Origin of the sequence: uncultured Merdimmobilis sp., assembly GCF_902471145.1 — a bacterium.
GTDB lineage: Bacteria > Bacillota > Clostridia > Oscillospirales > Ruminococcaceae > Merdimmobilis > Merdimmobilis hominis.
In genome coordinates, this window is record NZ_CABRJC010000003.1 from 42,339 (window position 1) to 63,374 (window position 21,036).

Consider the following 21,036-nt stretch of genomic DNA (forward strand, 5'->3'; position numbering starts at 1 on the left):
TTTTCCGTTTTAAAAAGGGTAGTTTTCAAAGGTGAGCTCTCCCCTGGGGTCGAAGGCATACTGTTCTGCCTCCTCCCACTCCGGCGGGATAACCTGGAACAGGCTTTGGGCCTTGAAGTAGCCCATCCCCTGCTTCTCCTTGTCCCTGGGGGCAATCGCCAAGTCCACCTCCGGCCCATACTGGGCGTACAGGAGGCAACGCAAACCCGCCACCGCCAGGATCAAATTCTCCTGGGTGGCCCGCTCCCGATGTGCAGAGTTGGAGGCAAAGACCTTCGCCCCCTCCAAAAACCAGGGGAGCTCCCCATCTAAGAGCCCTGCAAAAGGGCGGAACTCCTCCCCCGTCATGGTATAGACGGTCCGGTATCCGGTGAGGCGGTAGGCCGGTTCCAGCCTTTTCAACTGGCTTCGATCCACTTTAGTGGGTTTGGGAAGGCCGCTGTCCTCCAAGATTTGCAGAAGGTTTTCTTCCACTTCAAAGGTGATGGCTTTTAAAAGGTTATACCGCTTGCGGTCGGGGAAGGGCTGGGGCCAAGGCCCGCCCAACAGGGTGCGCAGCCCGTTTTCCGCACGGGCGTACCCGTCACACTGTTCCCCAAAGGTGGTGGAGAATCCCTTTTCCACACAGTAAGATGTCGCAGGGCCGGGCCTCCACACATGGCGGAAGGGCTGATGGTACATAAATCGGCCTCCCCATTAGCGGCCGCGGCGCAGCACCCGGCCGTTTTTCACTCCAGTGTACCGGCCCTGCTCCACCGCGGGCTTGCCGCCCACCAACACATAATCCAGCCCCAGGTTGGGCCGGAAGGGGTGGACATAGTCGCTCTGGGCGCGAAGCTCATCGTAGTCAAAGATGCAGACGTCGCCCCGGGCGCCCTCTCGCAGAACGCCAATTCCTTGGATGCCGCTCATCTCAGCAGGCAAGCCGGTGATCCGGTGGATGGATTCCTCCAAGGTCATCAGCCGGTGGTCGCGGATCAGGGCAAGGCGGTTGATAAAAGTGGAGTACCCCCTGGGATGGGCGCCGCCCACCTGCTCCGGGTCGTGGCGGGAGGTGAAGTTGGACCAATCGCTGCCGCCCATGACATATGGATGAGCCAACAGACGGAGCATATCCGATTCGTTCTGGCAGAAGTAGATGCCCTGGGCCACACCGTCGTTGGCGATCAGCAGGTCATAGGAGGCGTCAAAGGGGTCTTTCCCCTCCTCCTTTGCGATCTGGGCGATGGTTTTCCCAATATATTGGGGAGTTTTTGCACAGCCCACCATCAAACAGCCTTCAAACCCGGCGGAGACCCAATGGCTTTCAAACTCCTCCCTTTCGTGGAGAACCGAATGGGTGATCGCCTGGCGGACTTTTGGATCTTTGAGGGACTCTGTCAGCTTATCGTCCCCGTCCACATGGAACTTTGGGGGGATGCAGCTGATAAAGGGGGCACTCCCCGCCAAGTAGGGGTACTGGTCCGCCCGGACCTTCACCCCGCGGGCATTGGCTTCCTCCATCACCCGGATGATCTCTTGGGAAAGCCCCTCATTTTCCGCTCCGATCACCTTGACATGGGAGATCACCACTGGGATGCCGGCCTTTTCCCCGACCCGAATGGCCTCCTCTACCGCTTCGACCACGTTGGCCCCCTCGCCGCGGATGTGGGAATCGTAGCAGCCGCCGTATTCCCCCACTACCTTGGCCAGTTCCACCAGCTCCTCCTCCCCGGCGTAGACCGAGGGGGCATACACCAGGCCGGTGGTGAAGCCGATGCACCCTGCCTCCATCGCCTCCCGGACTAAGGCTTTCATCTCCTCCAGCTGCTCCTCTGTGGGGACGGAGGGGTCAAACCCCATCACCCGGCCCCGGATGTTGCCCTGGGGAATGAAAAAGGCCATGTTGGCCCCCAGCTCCATCTGGGAGACATGATCCAAAAAGGAAGGGATGCTGTCGCAGATGGCATCCCATTTCTGGCACTCCTCTTGGGAGAGTCCCACCTTGTTTTCATCCACCATGCCGGGGTAACAGGGAGCTGCGCCGGTGCCGCAGAGGCCGGTGACCTGGGTGGTCACCCCCTGTTCCAAGTAGTTATGGGCATCCAGGCCCAGGAGAATCCCCGCGTCCGAATGGTTGTGGAAATCAATAAACCCCGGGGACACCACCTTGCCTGCGGCGTCAATCACCCGGGCAGCCTCCCCAGGGAGGTTCTCCCCTACGGCGGCGATCTTTCCATCTTTTATCGCGATGTCCCCTTTGCGGCAGGGCGCCCCCGTTCCGTCCACTAGGGTGCCGTTTTGAATCAAAACATCATACATATGGATTTTTCCTCCTGTTGTTGTCGTTCCTGCGTCAGCGCATAAAAATAGATTGCGCCAGCAGACATAAAAGTCAACATACCCTCATTATATACCTTCCGCATGGCAGGCGCAATGGCGGGCTCCCCAGCGGAACAAATCCCCGGAGAAAGGGACCTTTCCCTTCGCTCCGGGGATGTTGTTTATTCCGCCAACGTATTGGGGTCTATGGCGATCTCCATCCGGGCCTTTTTGCCATTCCAGAGGATGAATTTGTCCTTGAGGATATACTCCCGGCGGAGGACTTCATTGTAATGCCGCCAAATGTAGAATTTGTCAAATCCCAGCCAGTCGTTGGTGCAGAAGGGGCAGGGCTCCGAACGGCCCATAACGGCCTCATAGCACTTGCGGCCCACGCATTCCCCTTCGGCGTAGCCAGAACTGGAGTACATCGCCCGGTTGACATAGTAGAGCTCATAGGTCTCCGGGTCACTGACGTAGACAATGGCGTCCAGCTGGTCGAGAAGCTGTTCCGACAGATACCGGCGCTCCAGCACTGCCGACAGGCCGGAGGCGTTCCCCGGCTCCTCTTGATCGATGTTGGTGAGCTGGAAAGAACCCTCCTGGGAACCGTGCTCTACCTCCCGGTAAAGGACAAACTGGTTGCGGCCATTGTTTTTGGCGGCGTAAAGAGCTTTGTCCACCCGGCGGTATAGCTCCTCATAGCTTCTGCCGTCCTCCGGGCAGCAGGACACGCCCACGCTACAAAAGACCCCCTTATCCTGTTCAAACAGCTTGGAGACGGCGTTGCACATCTCCTTTGCTTTGCGCAAAACCAGCTCCTGAGAGGGAACATTGCGCATAAACACCAGGAATTCATCCCCGCCCAGACGGCCCACTATGTCGCTGGAACGGAACAGCTGTGACAGCACTTTGCCCGCTTGGGAAAGCACAATATCCCCAAACATATGGCCATAGGTGTCGTTGATCTCTTTAAAATGATCCAGATCCAGGATGAAGAAGGTGTGACTCCCCTTCTGCTCTTGGAGGATGTTGCGGATTAACGCCTCAGCGGTGCCTTTGTTATACAGCTGGGTAAGGGGGTCTTTTTTGGCCTGGTATTGGAGTTCCAGTTCCCGCTGTTTTTCCCGGTTGATGTCCTTCAAGTAGGCCAGGGCCTTGACGTCTCCTGAATCCGGGTCGGCCAGCAGGTGGATGGTCAGCAACATCCAGACCATCTGGTTGTCCCTATTGAGACGGCGGTGCTGGCAATGGATTTCCCGATTCCCAGCGGCGTAGGACCGGAGCAAATTCTCCCGGCAGACCACAGAGACATAATTGTCCCAGTCCTCAAAATGGACAAACCGCCGGCTGTTTGCCTCCGCAATCTCCTGGTAGGTGGAAGTTCCTTTCACGGCGAGGTAGGTCTCCCACAAGCCGGAGATTTTTTCAAACCGGTTCTTAGTCAGGTTGATCTCCCCATAGGCGTCCATGGAGGAGAGCATCGCCTGCCGGTACTGTTCTTCTTTGAGGAAGGAACGCTCCGCCTCTTTGCGGGCAGTGATATCCTCCATCACCCCAACAGCGGTCACCGGCCGGCCATCCTCCCAATGGATGGTAGTCAAAGAAATTCTGACCCAGACAAACGGCCCTTCGCCTGTATAGCGCATCAGCACTTCGCTGGAAGCGGCCTTTTCCCCCCGCTGGATGTCCTCAAACATCTCCCGGCAATCCTTTAGGGATTCCGGGGCGATCCACCCTTCCTGGATCACACTGTCCGGGACGTTTTCCAGAGTGCTGTAATCCATCTGGTACCGCCCTTCGGTAAAGGAGATCTGCTTGGTGGGGATGTGGTAATCAAATACCAGGTTGGTGGTCTGATCCAGCGCGATGCTCAGCCGTTTTTCGCTGACCTTCAGCTTTTGTTCCATTTCATGGCGGGCGGTGATATCCATCAGCACACTGTACCCATACAGTACTCCGTCCTCCAAAATGGCCCGCTTGGTCTCCTGCACCCAGATGTGGGAGCCCCCTTTGGTGCGGAGACGGTACTCCAAAGAAAGGCTGCTCCCTTTGGCGCAGATGTCTTCCGCCGCACGCTCCAGCTCTGACTGAACCCGGGTGCGGTCCTCCTCCCACAGAAAATCATAGAAACTCCCGCCCAAGGCGATCTCCTGGGCGGAGTAGCCCAGCATCCGGCAAAACCCTTCGGATAGGTAAATGGTCCGCAGATCCCCGCCGAAAATGCATTTCACCACACCGCCGGGGATGTTGTTGGCCAATTCCTTTAGCTCCCTGTTTTTCCCCTGTAGTTCTACGGCGGCCTGCTCCATCTCCTGATGCAGCCGGACTTGGTCACTAATGTCATAGCAGACGCTGAGGGCCACCGGCCGGCCATCCTCCGCCTGGACCCTTTTCCCAATGTCATGGATCCAAATATACTGGCCGCCTTTGCAGAGCATCCGGTAATCCACCTCATAAAAATCACCGGAATCAAGCATTGCGGTGATCCGTTCCTTCACCTTTTCCCGATCCTGCGGGTGGATACAGTTGACTAGTAAGCCGCCAGTTGCCTGTAAAAATTCATCGCAGGTGAACCCCAGGTAGGAGAGCATCTCCTCATTGATGTAATACAGGGGGCGTCCCTCTTCCATGTAGCCGCCTACAATCCCACCGGGGATACATCGATACAGCAGTTGTGCCGCATTGGCGCGAACCGCCTTGGTCAGCTCCGAATAGGTGCGCTCCCCAAACCGCATGGGGAAGTACTCCTCTTCCTCCTGGAGAAAGGTGGGCACCGAGGCATGGATGGAGGCAATCTTCCCCTCCCGGCAGACGGCGGTCACCCGGATTTCCAAGGTGACCGGCTTGCCCTCATCCTCCCCACGGGAGACGGCCAGATGGGTGAAATACATGGCAAATCCACCGCCTAAGCAGGTCTCTTTCTCCCCCCAAAAGCGAAGGGTATAACCCAGGGGTTCAGCAGCAAATTCTGCCTTCAGCGCCTCTTCGGCCTCCCCGATAGTACGGACAATTTCATGTTTACCCGTACCCACCCACTGCACTTCCGGCAGCAGGTAGGACAGTGTTTTGGCTAGATCCCTCTGTCCCAAATAAGCCTCAAAAAAACCCTTTATGGTTTCCTTTGGGGTGTTTGGCATGGATCTTCCTCCTCTCCCAGTGGACTTGCACCCCCCTGTGGCAGAATGCCCGGACTCAACCAGCCAGCAGCCCAAACAAGAGGGACGATATGGAATAATCGTACCCTGACACGCAGCGTTTGTCAAGCCGATAACACCGTCCGTATTACAAAAAGAAATGGAGCCGGAGGCAACTGCCCTGGCTCCACCGCCTATTAATTCTGTCTTTTCCCTCCCTCTTCCATCTCCTTTGCCACCGCTTTGGCAAAGTCGGAATCCGCTTTGGAGAAATACCCCAATACCATGTCCCGGATCCGTTCCTGGACGGAAACCAACTGGGCAGCGATGTTTTCCACCAGGTGCTCCCTCCCCTCAGGGGTAAGGCTGCGGTATCGCTCTCCTGCCTGGGTAAAGTCGTCTGCCCTGGGGATTTCCTCCCGCACAATGTCCCCGGAGAGGCGTATCCCCTTCCCACTGGACAAGGTGGGCTGAGGCCGCCCAGTTCCCCGGGAGCGGTTGACTGGGATCTCCCCAAAGTCCGGCCCCAAGCGGAACCGCTGGGCATCTTTGTAGATAAAGGAGCGGCCCTGGAGCATCTTATCCGCCGAGAGTTCCGCCCCTTCCAGCAGATTGGTGGGTGCAAAGGCCAGTTCCTCCACCTGATGGAGGAAATTCTCTGGATTGCGGTCCAGGGTGAGCCGCCCCACCGGCACCAGGGGGATTTTGTCCTCTGGCCAGATCTTGGTGTCATCCAGCGGATCGAAGGACAGGGACTCCGCCTCTTCCGGCAGAAGGAGCTGTACCCGAAGTTCATATTCCACCGGCTGCCCCTTGGCAATGGCATCATACAGGTCCTGCCCTGCGATATCCGGATTCTCCCCAGCCAGTTTCATCGCTTCTTCCTGGTTGATGAATTCCTCCCCAGCCATGGGAATCCAGTGGTATTTGACAAACCGCCGCTCCCCCGCCTCATTGCACCACACATAGGTGTTGACGCTGCTGCCACGGATATGCCGCAGGCTCTTTACCGTACCCATATCGGAGTACAACCAGGTGATGAAATGGGTGGATTCCGGGGTTCGGGCCACAAACTCCCAAAACCGGTTGGGGTCGATGAGGCCGTTGACCGGCGAGGCGGAAAGGGCACGGATCGCCTCGGGGAACCGAATGGCATCCCGCACCAGAAACACAGGGATGTGGTTGCAGAGCAGGTCAAACACCCCGCAGCTGGTATAGAACTTGGTGGAAAACCCCCGCACATTCCGGGAGGTATCCGGGGTGCCTTTGTTGCTCACCGCCAGGGAAAAACGGGTGGCAACCGGGGTTTTTTCCTCCGGGTTCTGTAAAAAGCACAGCTTGGTGTATTCCGCCATCGACCGGTAGGGGCGGAAATACCCAGTCGCCCCATAACCCTTGGTGTGGACCACCCGGTCCCGGGGGCGGCTGTGTACGAACTGTTCCAGTGTTTCATGAAGTACCGTGTCTTGCAGCAACACCGGGCCGGTGGGGCCAACCGTCTGGGAGTGGAGTTCCTGGGGCGCATCCCCATAGGGATCGGTCTGGGATTCCCGGCCCCGGCTCTGCACAATAGAGGGCAGAGGCGCCGCCGGCTGGGGGATTTTTGTGGCAAGCCCCTTTCCCTGCATGGGATAATATTTTTCCTCCATAATGGTTTTGGGCGCCGGCTCTTTGCGCACCTCGGCGGACTGTGCCTTGGGGGCTGGGGCTTTGGCCTGCCCGTTGTTTTCCAATTTAAACCAACCGCTTTGTTCCACAGCTGAACCTCCTTTGTTTCCACACGCTTGTGGTGAGACCAATTTTTCGATTTCCTTCCATTTTATGCGGCTTTTTTGTCTGCCATACCCTTTTTGCCGGACGCCTTTGTCCCTCAACGGATAAAATGGAAAATAAAATATACAAAAAAGGTTGACATTCCCTTGCCGCTGTGGTTTAATAAAATTAAGAATGATTCTCGTAGATTTGTCTTGCAAACTGGAAAGGGTTTTCATAAAGCGGTCTTTTCCTGTCAAACTAAGAAATATAAAAAGCAGGAGGAATGCATATGTTAAAAGGTAAGGTAGCCATTGTAACAGGAGGAACCCGTGGCATTGGTCTTGCCACCGTGGAAAAATTTTTGGAGAATCACGCTGCTGTGGCTCTGGCCGGCTCCCGGCAGGAAACCGCCAATAAAGCAGTTGCCCAGCTGCGGGAACGCTACCCAGACGCCCAGATTATGGGCATTGCCCCGGACCTGTCGGATACCGCCGCTGTGGAAGCCGCTTTCCAACAGGTAAAAGAAGCTTTTGGCCACCTGGATATTTTGGTCAACAACGCGGGAATCTCTCAGCGGGATTCCCTCTACAACTACGATCCCGCCGATTTTGAGAAGATTATAAACCTAAATGTCAACGCCGTGTTCCGCTGCACCCAATCTGCCGCGAAAATTATGAAGGAACAAGGCGGTGGGGTAATCCTCAACACCAGCTCTATGGTCAGCCTTTATGGCCAACCCGCTGGCTGCGGCTATCCCGCTTCCAAATTTGCCGTCAACGGATTGACCAAATCCCTTGCTCGGGAGCTGGGCAAAGACAACATCCGGGTCAACGCAGTAGCCCCCGGCGTCATCCGCACCGATATGGTCGCCGCGCTCCCGGAGGAAATGGTCCAGCGCATTGCCTCTACCATCCCTTTGGGCCGGATGGGCGAACCTGAGGATATTGCCAATGCATTCCTGTTTTTGGCAAGTGATATGGCCAGCTACATCACCGGCGCGGTACTGTCGGTAGATGGGGCTACCATCAGCTAATGGAAAGGGAGATTTGACCATGGATACGAAAATTTTTCGAGATCTATCCTATGGCGTGTATATCACCACCACCTTGGATGGCCAGCGCCCCACTGGTTGTATCACCAACAGTGTGATGCAGATCACCTCTTCCCCCGCTACCTTGGCGGTCAGCGTCAACCATGACAATTTCACCAATGGCTGCATCGCCAAAACCGGCAAGTTCGCCGTCTCCATCCTGCCGGAAAACACCGATCCCGTCTTGATCGGCGCTTTCGGCTTTCAGTCCGGCAAGGACAAGGATAAATTTGCCGGGGTAGATTATGAATTGGCGGAAGGCATCCCGGTGGTGAAAGCCAGCATGGGCTATATGGTCTGCAAGGTGATCAGCACAATGGAGACCTCTACTCACACCGTTTTTCTGGGGGAGGTCATCGCCGCCGAGGTCTACGAGCGGACTGCCCCTGCTATGACTTATGCCTATTACCATGCCGTGCTCAAAGGCAAGAGCCCCAAAAATGCCCCCACCTACCAACCCCCAGAAGAGGAATCCAAACCCAAGGCATCCTCCGGCGGTTTTGTCTGTCAGGTGTGCGGGTACGTCTACGAGGGGGAAGATCTCCCCACCGGCTTCACCTGCCCGGTCTGCGGCGTGAGCAGGGAGAATTTCAAACCCCGCAAACCCCTCTCGAAATTTATGTGCCAGGTCTGCGGCTACGTCTATGAAGGGGAGGAGCTCCCCGCCGGCTTCACCTGCCCAGTCTGCGGCGTGGGCAGGGAGAATTTTAAACAAATCAGCTGACACATCCCCCAAAGCTGTGCTGAAAGGAGGGCAATTCCATGACCAAACACCGCCAACTCATCCATCGAATTATTCAGGAATCCGACGACCATCTAACCGCCGATCAAATCTACTTTTTGGCCAAACAGGAAATGCCTTCCATCGCCATCGGCACCGTGTATCGCAACCTCAATCTAATGGTGAAGGACGAGGAGATCCGCCGGGTGCAGCTGGCTGGGGAACCGGACCGGTTTGACCGTGCCCTTCTTCCCCATGACCACATGCTCTGCCAGCGCTGCGGTAAGCTGCTGGACGTCCAGCTACAGGGGCTTCTCCAAAAGCTGGAGGAGGACACCGGCACCTCGGTCTTATCCTATGATTTGAAGATCAACATCCTCTGTCCCCAGTGCCGCAAGGAGCTGGATGAGGAAGGAAAACAGTAACCAAAAAGCTGCCCATCCCATAGAGGGATGGGCAGCTTTTTATGTATCTAATTTAAAAGAATATCCGCTTTACTTCTTGGGCTTCTTGTGCAGCTTCAACTCCACGCCCCGCTCATCAGCCCGCTCCCGAAACAGCCTCACCGCCAAAGCGGCCCGTTCCTTGGGGGATTGGGCGCCAGTGGTCTGGCTGGAAATCTCCTCCCAAACCTCCTGGCAGTCGGAAAGCTCCAACAGGTTGACCGCCAAGCAGAAGAAGGATTTGCGCCGTCCGTCGTTGTACCCCGCAAGGAGTTTTTCTAAAATGGCGGTCTTCTCCCCCAGCTCTTCGAGATAGGTTTCCATCCCCATTTTTTGGGCCCGGTCCAAATCCCGAAGCATGTGCTGATGGGTCAGGAACGAATCGAATTCCAAACTGTCCCGCAGGCGCTGGCAGGGGTATTCCTCACACAAAAAGCAGTATTCCACCCCACTGTGCTGCTGGCTGCACCGGATGACGGCGCAAGGCTGATGGCCCTCCCCTCCTCCGCAGCCTGGGCAACCGTCCTCCATGTGATGAATGGGGCACAAGCCGCGGGTCAGACCTTCGGTAGTTTTTCATCTCGGCTTTTCCTCACAATCTCATGCAGTGTCCTAGTCCCGGTGGCTCTCCCCCTCCGGGAGCTTGGGCGTCGAGGCCTTCAATGCATCTTCTGTCAGAGTGTATAGACTGGAGCGGGACACCGCTCCCCGCACCGCCCGATGGATATTCCCCTGGTCGTCGATAAAAATGGAAGTGGGAAGGCTGGTGACACCGTAGGCGGCAAAGACCTCACCGGATACATCCATTACCACTGGGTATTCATATCCGCCCTTCTCCAGAAAGTTTTCAACGAACTCCAGGGATTGGTCGTTGGCGAAGGCGTATTCATCGGTCTTGGGATTTGCGACCCCCAAGACTACCAAATCCTCTTCATTGGAACCATAAGCGCGATAAATTTCCTTCAAGTCCGGCATCTCTTGGACGCAGTAGGGGCACCAGGTCGCCCAAAAATTGAGGATCACCGTCTTGCCCCGGTACTCGGACAAGGTGTGGGTATTCCCATACTGGTCCACCAAGGTGAAATCCGGGGCCTCCGTTTTGGCTTTTTCCTCCCCCTGGGAATTTCCTGAAGTGGCACCGCCAAGGTTCCCCCCTGCCCCGTATATTCCCGTCAGCATCATCACACCCACGATGATCAGCAGTATGCCGCCCGCTTTGGCGGTGAAGCGGACCACCCTCTGGTGTTTTTTAAAAAAGGATAGGAGGGCAGAAGTAAACCACCCCACAGCCAAAAAGGGCAGGACAAAACCAAGGGTATACACCCCGATGAGAAGGATTCCCTCCCCGCGGGAGGCAGCGGAAGACACCATCAGCAAAACACTTGTCAATGCCGGCCTTACACAAGGTGTCCAAGAAAAGCTGAAAGTGAACCCCATGGCCAGGGCGGTGAGGGGATTCATAGCCAGTTGATCCAACCGGAAGGGCAGCCTCCGCTCCCGGCTCAGGGTGAAGGAGCGGAATACCCCCAGCTGGAACAGCCCGAACACCAAGACAATAGCGCCGCCAAGCCGGGTGAGCGCCACCCGGTGGGCGCTGAAAAACTCGCCCATAGCAGTGGCACCTAGTCCCAGCAGAAAAAAGGTCCCGCTGATGCCCAGGACAAAGAAAAAGGTATTGGTCAGCACCTTTCCCCGCTGATATCCGACTGTGCCGTCCTCCCCTACCGTCTGCGCACCGCCGGAAAGATAGCCGATGTACAGCGGCAAAAGGGGCAGCACGCAAGGGGAAAAAAAGCTGAGCAGCCCTTGAAGGAACACCGTAAGCACCGATATATTTTCTGTCCAATTCATAAACCATTCCTCCTTAAGGGGGTTGCGATAGAAACCGGCCGGCCTTTTCCCCAATCAGCTGGGCAGCACATTTTTCTACTTATTTAGTGTACATTATTTTCCGCCGGATTGCCACCCATAGAATGACCAAACCGCTAGATGGTATTTTATGGGATTTGATATCTTTTTACAGGGCTTAGCCCTCAAGGCCGCTCCCACAGGAGGACATCCACCAAATCCCCCGGCTGTTTGCCCAATTTGGCCCGGATGTCTTTGCGCACCCCCAGAATATGCCCTGGGGTTTTCATCCGCACAAGGCTGCCATCATAAAGGGTTGTGCCATCAAAGACCACCTGGACTTTGACCCGACCTTTGCCGAATTCCGCTCTCACATCATAGGGAAATTCGATATAGGCCCCATCAATTTCCGGCACCTTTTGAATCACCGCTGTAAATTGGTATTTTTTCTCGTTCATGCCAATACCCCCTGCTAAAATATAAGGGCCGCTGCCACTTTCCGGCTATAGGCCCGCCTTTGATAGAATTCCCTATCCCGGCAAAAACAGTCAACGCCCGTCACAGGAGGTATCTGTAAGAGAGGCAGGTTCTGTGAATGCAGTAGAAAAACCGAATGGATCTTCCCGCAGCCGTTTTTCCAGCAGAAGAGAAAAAGCACCGGATTCTATGACAGATTCCGGTGCTTCCCCATCTTTTATTTCTGTGGAGAACTTATTTGATCATGCTGGCAACTTCATCCGCGAAGTTATCCTCTTTTTTCTCCAAGCCCTCGCCCTTCTCATAACGGACAAAGCCGGTGACTTTGATGCTGCCGCCCAGCTCTTTGGCCACCTTCTCGGTGTACTGGGTCACAGACAGATCCCCGTCTTTGATGAAGGGCTGCTCCAGCAGGCAGACCTCTTTGTAGTACTTGCTGATACGGCCCATGACCATCTTCTCAGCGATGTTGGCGGGTTTGCCCTCGTTGATGGCCTGGACGGTGAGGATCTCCTTCTCCTTCTCAATGGTCTCAGAGGGGACAGAAGCTTTGTCCAGGTAAGTGGGAGCGGAAGCGGCAACCTGCATGGCGATGTCTTTGGCGTAATCCTTGAACTCCGCTTTGTCGGCCAAGTCGGTCTCGAAGCCAACCATGACGCCGATTCTGCCGCCGCCGTGGATATAGGTGACGACCTCGCCTTCGTAGCGGGCAAACCGGCGGATCTTCATATTTTCACCGATGGTGAGGATCTTCTCCCGCAGCATGTCGGCAACGGTCTCGTTAGAGCCAGCCGCTTTGCAGTCCAGCAGGGCCTCAACAGTAGCGGGGTTCTGCTCGGCAATGGTTTTGGCGCAGGTGTCCACAAAAGCGATGAAGCTGTCGTTTTTGGCGACGAAGTCGGTCTCGGAGTTGACCTCGATGACAACGCCGATTTTCTTGGCCTCGTCCACATAGGCGTAAACTACGCCCTCAGCAGCGATGCGGCCCGCTTTTTTCGCAGCGGCAGCCAGGCCTTTCTCACGCAGAACCTCAATTGCTTTCTCCATATCGCCGTCGGTTTCGGTCAGCGCCTTTTTGCAGTCCATCATGCCGCAGCCGGTTCTCTCGCGCAGGGTCTGTACGTCTTTCGCTGTAAAAGCCATGTTGATTCCTCCAATAATATTTAAAATTCAGGTAATTTTACAGGAATATTGCAAAGATGCCCGAACAAAACTGCCCGGGCATCCTTCTTGCGAAGTGGGATTATTCAGCGTCGGCGACAGCTTCTTCTGCTGCATCCTCGGCTGCTTCCTGCACGCCCTGTCTGCCCTCGATGATCGCATCGGCCATGGTCTGAGCAATCAGCTTCACAGCGCGGATGGCATCGTCGTTGCCAGGGATGACATAGTCGACTTCATCGGGGTCGCAGTTGGTGTCCACAATGGCGACAACCGGGATGCCCAGTTTCTTCGCCTCAGAAACAGCGATCTTCTCTTTTCTGGGGTCGACAACGAACAGTGCGCCAGGCAGTTTGTTCATGGTCCGGATACCGCCCATGAATTTTTCCAGTTTCTCGATTTCCAGTCTGAGCTTGATGACTTCCTTCTTGGGCAGGCGGTCAAAGGTGCCGTCCTCCTCCATTTTCTGGAGCTGGTTCAGGCGCTCAATCCGGCGGCGGATGGTTTTGAAGTTGGTCATCATGCCGCCCAGCCATCTGGCGTTGACATAGTGGACGCCAGCGCGCTCAGCCTCTTCACGAACGGAATCGCCAGCCTGTTTCTTGGTTCCGACAAACAGCACAGTGTCGCCGTTGGCAGCAACGTCACGGACGAACATGTAAGCCTCTTCCAGCTTTTTGACGGTTTTCTGCAGGTCGATGATGTAGATGCCGTTGCGCTCGGTGAAGATGTACTGGGCCATCTTGGGGTTCCATCTTCTGGTCTGGTGACCGAAGTGCACGCCTGCTTCGAGAAGTTGTTTCATGGATACTACGCTCATTGATAAATCCTCCTTATGGTTGTGACCTCTGCGGCATGCGCCTTGCCTGGCAATCCGTTTTTGGACACCACAAACCAGGGCAATTATGCCGCATGCGTTTTTCCGGATTATTATAGCACAACAAAATGCACTTGACAAGCACTTTTTTAACTTTTCCCCTCTTCTCGGCCCAGATTGCCTAAGGGGTGTTCTGGAATATGGGTTGTCCCTATTCCGGTTGTGCGCCGGCCACGAAAAGCCATTGCACGGGAAGCCGGCTATCGGTTTCCCCGGCCGAACATTCGGAACCCCGGCCGCGGCCCCGGCGATGGGCAGTTAAAGTTGACCAGGATGGTGTCCTCCCCGATCAGCTGGATGTCACACCAGTTGATGACGATGTCATCCTCTCGGCCCAGAAGCCCAAACCACCGGTACCGCCCAAAGATCACCAGGCTGACAATCCGGGCGGTGGCGGTGTCCACCTCCACATCGCAAACGCAGCCAAGGCGCATCCCGTCCCGCATATTCACCACATCTTTGTACCGCAAATCGGTCACTCGGCAATACAAGAGCGCCACCTCCCCCTGTACTATATGAGAAAATGACGCCGGTTATGCTTATATGGTAAAGTAGAGGAAACGCAGAACCTCCATGTAGTCCCCCGACTCAAAGTGGGCAGTTTTTGCCTCCGCCAGGGAAGCTCCCGGGAACTGGGCGGCCCGGTAAGCCAAATGCTGTTCCTTAAAGCGCAGATCAACTGAGAAATGCTTGGGAAGCTTTACCACTTCAGTCCGGTGGGCTAAAACGGCCTCCTTGACGCCAGTTTCAATCTGTTCCACCGCAGTTTCGGGGTGGATGGAAAGGCTGGCGTTTCCAATACCTTCCAGTGTGGAGACAGTGGTCAGGCCGGGAATGAACTCACTGGAGCGTTGGCACAGGTTTTTGTCCCCGCTGACGAACACCACGGGAACGTTGTGGTAAGCAGCGGTGTAGGCATTGAGCATAAACTCGCTGCAGGTCTCGCCGTTGATGGCCACCCTGTCTACCTTGGAGACGTTGATGGTGTGCGCAAGGGGGTTGCCATCCCAGCTGGCAGCGGAGTGATAGCCGGTGCAGACCACCATGTCAAAAGTTCTGTCCAGTCCATCCATCATCAGCTGAGGGCTCCCAAACCAGCCCCGGATGATCCGGACGTTCTTGGGAAGATAGGAAGGGATGATGGTGCTGGCCGGGCCGTGGGCGTCTTTGATAACCACCTCATCTGCTCCCGCAGCCAGCGCCCCACGGCAAGCGGCCGCCACTTCTCGGGACATCTGTTCCTTAAAATACTGATGGCAGGACTCTTGGGCACGTGCCTCCTCCCAACGGGCAATCCCTGCGGTGCCTTCAATATCTGCACTGAGAAATACGCGCATGACACAGACTCCTTTCACGGTTTTAATTAATAATTAAATTATTTTTATTATAAATTAAATCCAGTGGAATGTCATCCTGTATCTTGGCTATAATTTGTTATATTTTTTGTGCTTGTTGCCTATTTTCCCCAAAAGTATCACCAAACAAAGACGCTGCCCTCCCCTTATCTACTCGTCCATCCGGGGGATGGGCCGGCCGTCGATGGAGGAGGGGACTTCCCCCACCACCTGGGCGCCCACTTTCCCATAAATCCCCACCGCTTGGGGGCTGGTGACAAAGGAGAAATTTGAAATCCCCCGCGCCCGGCACTGGGACAGACAGTGGTCGAAGAGCTTTCTTCCAACTCCCTGACCCATTAGGCATAGAAAAACTCCAGCTCCCCTTCTTTGGGCGAGAAGGCGTAAAATCCCAGGAGTTCCCCCTCCCGCTCCAGAACAAAAGCAGGGTACTTTTCCAGGAGCGCCTGGGTTACCCCATATTGCTCCACAAACACCGTCAAATATTCCCGCTATAGACCCAATAGGCCTCCGATTCCAATGCTAGGCGGGAAAGGGTTTCCCCACTCCTCCCCCTTAGCCCGGGAATCCGTCCCATCGCAAAACCCCTCCTAAAAGCAAAAATAGGACAACAACTGGTCTACCCAGTTATTATCCTATTCAAAGAGGGGGTTGTCAAAGGGGAGATCGGGCGGGAATCTGCTAGGATATCCCCATGTGGAACCACGCCCCACAGCTTCAAGCCGTGTCACATCTGCTTTTTGATCCGATCCAAGGCCCCTTTTTCCAACCGGCTGACCTGGGCTTGGGAGATCCCCACCTCTTTGGCTACCTCCACTTGGGTCTTTCCGGTGAGAAACCGCAGGGAGAGGATCCGCTTTTCCCGGTCGCTCAGGTTGGTGATGGCGTCTTTGAAGCTCAGTTCATCCAGCCAGTCGGTGTCCCGGGAAGGGTCCCCCACCTGGTCCACCACATAGATGGTGTCCCCGCCGTCGGAATAGACCGGCTCGTACAGGGAAACTGGCTCCACAATGGCCTCCAAGGCCAGGACCACGTCCTCCTTGGGGACGTCCATCCGCTTGGCGATCTCCTCCACAGTGGGCTCCCGGTTGTTCTCGGCGATCAGCGCCTCTTTGACCTGCATGGCCCGGTAAGCGGTGTCCCGCATGGAGCGGCTGACCCGGATGGCGTTGTTGTCCCGCAGGTAGCGGCGGATCTCCCCAATGATCATCGGCACCCCATAGGTGGAAAACTTGACCATCAAATCCGGGTTGAAGTTGTCGATGGCCTTGATGAGACCGATGCATCCCACCTGGAAGAGATCGTCCATGTTCTCCCCCCGGTTGGTAAATTTCTGCACCACGCTGAGCACCAGGCGCAGATTGCCTTGGATCAATTCTTCCCGGGCGGCTTCATCCCCCGCTTTGGCCCGCTTCAAAAGCTCTACCTTCTCCGCTTCTTTCAACACCGTCAATTTTGATGTGTTGACCCCACAGATTTCCACTTTGTTGATGTACACCGGCCCATCCCCTTTTCTGATTGCTACAGAATTCAGTATGGGCAGTCCCTCGGGGAGAAATGCAGGGCGGTGTTTTCCAATTTTTGAGCAGCTTACACCAATTTTTCCAAATCCTTTTTCAGCCGTTTGATGATCCGCTTTTCCAGCCGGGATATGTAGGATTGGGAGATGCCGATGACGTCTGCCACCTCCTTTTGGGTCCGCTCCCGGCCGTCTAAGATGCCAAACCGCAGCTGCATGATGGTCCGCTCCCGATCCCCCAGCCGGTTGATGGCGTCCATGAGGATGCCCCGCTCCACATCCTGTTCAATGGGGCGGTTGATGCTGTCGGAATCGGTGCCCAGCACATCGGATAGAAGCAGCTCGTTGCCGTCCCAATCCACGTTGAGGGGCTCGTCGATGGAAATTTCATTCTTCTGGGACTGGCATTTGCGCAGGTGCATGAGGATTTCATTCTCAATGCAGCGGGAAGCGTAGGTGGCCAGCTTGATATTTCGCTTGGGGCAGAAGGTGTTCACTGCCTTGATCAGGCCGATGGTTCCGATGGAGATCAAGTCCTCCACCCCGATGCCGGTGGATTCAAACTTCCGGGCGATGTAGACCACCAGCCGCAGGTTGTGGACAATGAGCTCCTGCTTGGCGGATTCGTCGTTGTTCTCCAGCTTGACAAAGATCACCGCCTCTTCTGCCTGGGTCAACGGCGGCGGGAGGGTCTCCGGCCCGTTGATGTAGTAGACCGGATGGGCCAAAAACCGCAGGACAATCCCCCGCAGCCAGCCCAGCATCCGGCGGCCCTTTGTTTTTGTTTCCATTGCCATACCAGCAAGCACCTGCCTTCTATAATGTAGCCTTTTCGGCCCAAAGGATCATTGCAGCACGTGAGAGACCTCCAGCGGCAGCACCAACCGGTACCCCTCTCCCCCCACCGGGGCATTGGAAATGGCGAGGAAGCATTCCCCCGCCGGGATATGCCTCCCCTCCCGCAGCAGTTCCATGCCATCCAGCCGGACCGCCGGCAACAGGCCTGGCCCTGTGGCATCCCGGTAAGGGATCAGCCGCAGGCTGGGTGGATAGCCCTCCCCCTTTTGGATGGCTTCCATCTCCTCCACCGTGAGGAGGGAGAGGACATCCGAAAGGCTGCACAGTGCCACAGGCAGCCCGGAAAAAGGCTCCCGCAGGTGGTTGCCGGTGTCAAAGAGTGCGGGCAGAACCAAACGATTCTCCCCCCGGCGCAGGGTGGCAGCTAGCCGTTCCCCTGCGGCCTGCTCCCGGTGGAATATCCGCTGGAATACCGTCAGCAGCAGATAAGCGGCCCCGGTAAAGAGGATGAGGGTCACCGGGCGGATGTCGAAGTACACCACGCCGCTGTTGTAGATCATCCCCCGGGGGGAGAAGGCCATCCACAGGCCCAACATCGCCCCGGCAAACAAAAAAGAGCTGCAAAAGAAGATCAGCAGCTCCTTGCAGAATTTTCGCCACCCCCCAAAGGGGAAAGCCACAAAGACCATGGCCGCCGCTGCAACGAAACGGAAAAGGCCCATGCCCAGCACGCTTTCCTGGGGGAGGAATATCCCCAGGGAAAACCCCGCCCCCAGCAGAGCCCCCCAAAAGAGGCGGAGCCGCACCACCGGCTGCCGGGCCAGGTGGAAAGTCCCCAAAAGAAGAAAGTAGTTGACCACAAAATTGATGGCCAGCAGCACATCCACATAAACGACCTGTGTCATAGCGGCCTCCTTGGTGTTTCTAATCCTGTCTCCTATTATAGGGCGGGACCTGGGGCAGAGGCTGTCGGAACCGGTGGGAAAATCCTGTCAAAAAACTCAAGGCCGCCCCTTTCCCTCCCCAGCGGATTCCCCGCTTTTTTGACCGGCTGCACCCTCTATTTTGGGCAAACCAAAGGTGGAATCCCCCTTCTTTCGGGGCGGTTTTCCTCCCTTCGCCGCTTTTCTCCGGCGCGCCAACAGGTTTGCACCGGTGGGTTCCTGGGGCTTCGCGCGTCTCCTGGCGGGGAGCTTTTTAGGGGCCGTTTCCACCCGCGGATTCCACCTGAATGGCGACTGTGGCAACGCATCTCTTTAAAACTGCCAAAAAATAAAAAACAGCCGCTTGTGCGGCTGTTTTTGTCATTCGATTATAGACCCAGCAACCCCTTCCCCAGGAAGAAGATGGGCGGTACCAACAGGGCAGGCAGCAAGTTGAGGGTTTTGCAGTCCTTGATTTTCAGGATGGATAGGCCGGAACTGGCGATGAGGAACCCGCCTACCACTGAAATTTCGGTCAGCAGTTCCGGAGTGAGAAACCCGGAGAGCATCCCCGCCCCCAGGTAGATGCTCCCCTGCCAGCAGAAGAGGAACACCGCCGCCAAAGCGATGCCGACCCCATAGGTGGAGGCCAGCACCATAGAGGTGACAAAATCCAAGGTGGCGTTGGTGAACAAGAAGGTGTTGTCCCCATGGAGGGCACTCTCCATCGGTCCCAGGATGGACAAGGTCCCCATACAGAAAAGGAGGATGGCGGTGGAGAGCCCCTGCCCCAGGTTGCCGGAGGCGAATTTGCCAGTCAGCTTTTGGAACCGGCCATCCACATTGAGGATAGTCCCCACCAGGCTGCCCACCGCCAGGCTGACAATAAACAGCACCGGATACTGGCTTTTGGGCATGTTCTGCACCACCGAATTGATCCCCAGGCCCACGGCGGCAAGGCCCATGGCATGAAAAAGCCCCTCCTGATACTCCTCCCGGATGCCTTTTTTCACTACGCTGCCGATGAGGCTCCCGGTCAGGATGGTGGCGGTGTTGACAATGGTTCCAATCATAGCGGTACGCTCCTTTTTCTGATGTATAGGAACAGAGTAAACCCTCAAGTGGCTAGAGAGTCAAGAGAGGCAAAAAAATTTCCCGGGGAAACCTCTTACCGGGAAAAAGGGATTTGTAGTTCGGTGACAAACTGGGCTTCATCCCCGGTGATGCCCCCGTCGATAAGGGCAATCTCCACCGAATCCCCCGCTAACCGGTACCCCCGCTCCGATAGATAGGCCAGCATCTGCCGGTAATAGGACGCCGCATCCTGATGAACCCCGCCAAACCGAAGAACCAAATACTCCGATGCCGCAAGGCAGGTTTGCGCCTCCGCCTGCTCCCGCCCTTCCAAGAACACAAAGATGCCGCAAAACCGGTCCATCCGGCGGGTGAGGAGATCCTCCCGGCTGACTGCCACCCCCACCTTCCCCAAAAACATGGCCGCCTCCAGTCGGTTCTGCCGCTCCAGCTCCCGGATGGGGAGTTCCAAATCCTCATCCAACGGGATCTCCCGGCGCAGGTACGCTACAGGGCGGGGGCCGAACCAGCGCTCCTCGATGACCTCCCTTTGCCCCGTCTGGGCTTCCTCCAGCTGGGCAAGGCGGTTTTGCAGCTTCTGTTCCGCCAATTCCAACTCCTGACGGTGCCGGGCAATCTCCCCTTGCTGTTCCCGCAAAAGGCCGACAAGGCCAGGTAGTTCCCGGTTTTCACAGACGCATTTGATTTTGCCAATGGGAACCGAAAGGCCCCTCAGGTATTTGATGGTGTTGAGCCGTTCAAACTGCCGGGTGGAGTAGTACCGGTAGCCGGTGGCGGGGTCGGTGTATTCCGGCGGCAGCAGGCCGATTTGATCGTAATACCGCAGCGTGGGGACGCTGATCGCAAACAGCTTGGCCATCTCCCCGATGGAGAATAAAGTTTTTGTCATATTTCCTCCTCGCGCTGGAGAGCTCCTTCACAGCTCCTCTTTAAAATGCATAGGATGGCGTTCCCAATAGCCCCGGTAGACCCGGTCACTCCGCCCATCCAGGTTGAGCTGATACAGCCGGAACACCACCGGAAAGCCCTTGGGCTGCCACTGCTCCTGATAGGAGTAGCAGTAGGCCATGCCCAGTTTTTGCATCACCCTGCCGCTGGCGGGGTTCTCCCGGTCGTGGGTGGCGGTTAGGTAGGGGACCGACCCCCTCTGCCGCAGGTGTTCCACCACCGCCTGGCAGGCCTCGGCGATCATGCCGTTTCCCCAATGCTCCCGGGCGATAGCATAGCCGAGATCATAGGGCTCCCCCTCCCCCAGATGGACATACCCGACGGGCTGTTCGTGCCCTTTTCGGCAGACGGCGTAACGGTATCCCCAAGGCTTGTGGTAAAATTCCAGATACTCCCCCAAAAGCCGCTCTGCCTCCGCCCTCTCCACAAGTGGGAACCAAGGGAGGAAGGTGTTGACCTCCCGGTCGCTCATAAGGGCAAACAGGGCATCCTCGTCCCCTGGGGCAAACCGCCGCAGTATCAGCCGGTCTGTCTCCAACGCCGGGGTGTTTTCCACGGTGGAACAGTTCCTCATCCTTCGCCCTCCTCTAG

22 protein-coding genes are annotated in these 21,036 nt (G+C 56.3%); 3 read left to right on the plus strand and 19 right to left on the minus strand.

Going from position 1 to position 21,036, the window contains the following annotated elements; genetic code table 11:
- Positions 1–9 precede the first annotated feature (9 nt).
- The 4 genes from RDQ42_RS02970 to RDQ42_RS02985 all read right to left on the minus strand — a co-directional run bounded on the left by RDQ42_RS02970 (position 10) and on the right by RDQ42_RS02985 (position 7,195).
- Positions 10–681: a hypothetical protein gene (locus tag RDQ42_RS02970; protein WP_231358444.1), complete on the minus strand. Its 672-nt coding sequence runs from the start codon at positions 679–681 to the stop codon at positions 10–12.
- A 15-nt stretch (positions 682–696) separates the two neighbouring features.
- Positions 697–2,301: an amidohydrolase family protein gene (locus RDQ42_RS02975; RefSeq protein WP_054331081.1), complete on the minus strand. Its 1,605-nt coding sequence runs from the start codon at positions 2,299–2,301 to the stop codon at positions 697–699.
- 182 nt (positions 2,302–2,483) lie between these two features.
- Complete coding sequence (locus tag RDQ42_RS02980) at positions 2,484–5,441, minus strand: PAS domain-containing protein (protein WP_308588254.1); 2,958 nt, start codon at positions 5,439–5,441, stop codon at positions 2,484–2,486.
- 194 nt (positions 5,442–5,635) lie between these two features.
- Positions 5,636–7,195: a catalase gene (locus RDQ42_RS02985; RefSeq protein ID WP_231358446.1), complete on the minus strand. Its 1,560-nt coding sequence runs from the start codon at positions 7,193–7,195 to the stop codon at positions 5,636–5,638.
- Between the two features lie 287 nt (positions 7,196–7,482).
- Between RDQ42_RS02985 and RDQ42_RS02990 the strand changes: the two genes are divergently transcribed.
- Genes RDQ42_RS02990 through RDQ42_RS03000 form a run of 3 tightly spaced genes read left to right on the plus strand, consistent with a single transcriptional unit; the run spans position 7,483 to position 9,429 of the window.
- Positions 7,483–8,226 carry a 3-oxoacyl-ACP reductase family protein gene (locus tag RDQ42_RS02990; protein ID WP_369948975.1) on the plus strand — a complete coding sequence of 248 codons (744 nt, stop codon included), beginning with the start codon at positions 7,483–7,485 and terminating at the stop codon, positions 8,224–8,226.
- A gap of 19 nt (positions 8,227–8,245) precedes the next feature.
- A complete protein-coding gene (locus tag RDQ42_RS02995) occupies positions 8,246–9,007 on the plus strand; it encodes a flavin reductase (RefSeq protein ID WP_071427143.1) in 762 nt (253 codons plus the stop codon).
- Between the two features lie 38 nt (positions 9,008–9,045).
- Positions 9,046–9,429, plus strand: coding sequence for a Fur family transcriptional regulator (locus RDQ42_RS03000; RefSeq protein ID WP_231358448.1), 384 nt, complete (start codon positions 9,046–9,048; stop codon positions 9,427–9,429).
- Between the two features lie 69 nt (positions 9,430–9,498).
- Here the strand turns inward: RDQ42_RS03000 and RDQ42_RS03005 are convergent, their stop codons facing one another.
- The 15 genes from RDQ42_RS03005 to RDQ42_RS03075 form a co-directional block, all read right to left on the minus strand.
- Positions 9,499–9,978, minus strand: coding sequence for a DUF3795 domain-containing protein (locus tag RDQ42_RS03005; protein ID WP_231358449.1), 480 nt, complete (start codon positions 9,976–9,978; stop codon positions 9,499–9,501).
- An 81-nt stretch (positions 9,979–10,059) separates the two neighbouring features.
- On the minus strand, positions 10,060–11,298 hold the full coding sequence (locus tag RDQ42_RS03010; RefSeq protein WP_308588257.1) for a cytochrome c biogenesis protein CcdA: 1,239 nt from the start codon (positions 11,296–11,298) through the stop codon (positions 10,060–10,062).
- Positions 11,299–11,480: 182 nt separating this feature from the next.
- Entirely contained in the window at positions 11,481–11,753 is a 273-nt protein-coding gene (locus RDQ42_RS03015; RefSeq protein ID WP_231358451.1) for a DUF1905 domain-containing protein, read from the minus strand.
- Positions 11,754–12,006: 253 nt separating this feature from the next.
- Complete coding sequence (gene tsf / locus RDQ42_RS03020; protein ID WP_071427146.1) at positions 12,007–12,915, minus strand: translation elongation factor Ts; 909 nt, start codon at positions 12,913–12,915, stop codon at positions 12,007–12,009.
- A 100-nt stretch (positions 12,916–13,015) separates the two neighbouring features.
- Complete coding sequence (rpsB, locus tag RDQ42_RS03025; RefSeq protein WP_054331073.1) at positions 13,016–13,750, minus strand: 30S ribosomal protein S2; 735 nt, start codon at positions 13,748–13,750, stop codon at positions 13,016–13,018.
- 257 nt (positions 13,751–14,007) lie between these two features.
- The gene (locus RDQ42_RS03030; protein WP_071427147.1) at positions 14,008–14,298 is read right to left on the minus strand and encodes a YlmC/YmxH family sporulation protein; all 291 of its coding nucleotides are present in this window, start codon (positions 14,296–14,298) and stop codon (positions 14,008–14,010) included.
- Between the two features lie 48 nt (positions 14,299–14,346).
- Positions 14,347–15,144: a M55 family metallopeptidase gene (locus RDQ42_RS03035; protein ID WP_054331072.1), complete on the minus strand. Its 798-nt coding sequence runs from the start codon at positions 15,142–15,144 to the stop codon at positions 14,347–14,349.
- Between the two features lie 168 nt (positions 15,145–15,312).
- Positions 15,313–15,501 carry a GNAT family N-acetyltransferase gene (locus tag RDQ42_RS03040; protein ID WP_054331071.1) on the minus strand — a complete coding sequence of 63 codons (189 nt, stop codon included), beginning with the start codon at positions 15,499–15,501 and terminating at the stop codon, positions 15,313–15,315.
- Entirely contained in the window at positions 15,501–15,638 is a 138-nt protein-coding gene (locus RDQ42_RS03045) for a hypothetical protein (protein WP_162273095.1), read from the minus strand. Before RDQ42_RS03045 ends, RDQ42_RS03040 begins: the two co-directional genes overlap by 1 nt.
- A gap of 251 nt (positions 15,639–15,889) precedes the next feature.
- Positions 15,890–16,660, minus strand: coding sequence for an RNA polymerase sporulation sigma factor SigG (gene sigG, locus RDQ42_RS03050; RefSeq protein WP_054331070.1), 771 nt, complete (start codon positions 16,658–16,660; stop codon positions 15,890–15,892).
- A 92-nt stretch (positions 16,661–16,752) separates the two neighbouring features.
- Positions 16,753–17,445 carry an RNA polymerase sporulation sigma factor SigE gene (sigE, locus tag RDQ42_RS03055; protein ID WP_054331253.1) on the minus strand — a complete coding sequence of 231 codons (693 nt, stop codon included), beginning with the start codon at positions 17,443–17,445 and terminating at the stop codon, positions 16,753–16,755.
- A gap of 81 nt (positions 17,446–17,526) precedes the next feature.
- Positions 17,527–18,384, minus strand: coding sequence for a sigma-E processing peptidase SpoIIGA (locus RDQ42_RS03060; protein WP_054331069.1), 858 nt, complete (start codon positions 18,382–18,384; stop codon positions 17,527–17,529).
- Positions 18,385–18,791: 407 nt separating this feature from the next.
- The gene (locus RDQ42_RS03065; protein WP_054331068.1) at positions 18,792–19,475 is read right to left on the minus strand and encodes a DUF554 domain-containing protein; all 684 of its coding nucleotides are present in this window, start codon (positions 19,473–19,475) and stop codon (positions 18,792–18,794) included.
- A 95-nt stretch (positions 19,476–19,570) separates the two neighbouring features.
- On the minus strand, positions 19,571–20,386 hold the full coding sequence (locus RDQ42_RS03070) for a MerR family transcriptional regulator (protein WP_308588260.1): 816 nt from the start codon (positions 20,384–20,386) through the stop codon (positions 19,571–19,573).
- Positions 20,387–20,413: 27 nt separating this feature from the next.
- A complete protein-coding gene (locus RDQ42_RS03075) occupies positions 20,414–21,019 on the minus strand; it encodes a GNAT family N-acetyltransferase (RefSeq protein WP_231358457.1) in 606 nt (201 codons plus the stop codon).
- Positions 21,020–21,036 lie beyond the last annotated feature (17 nt).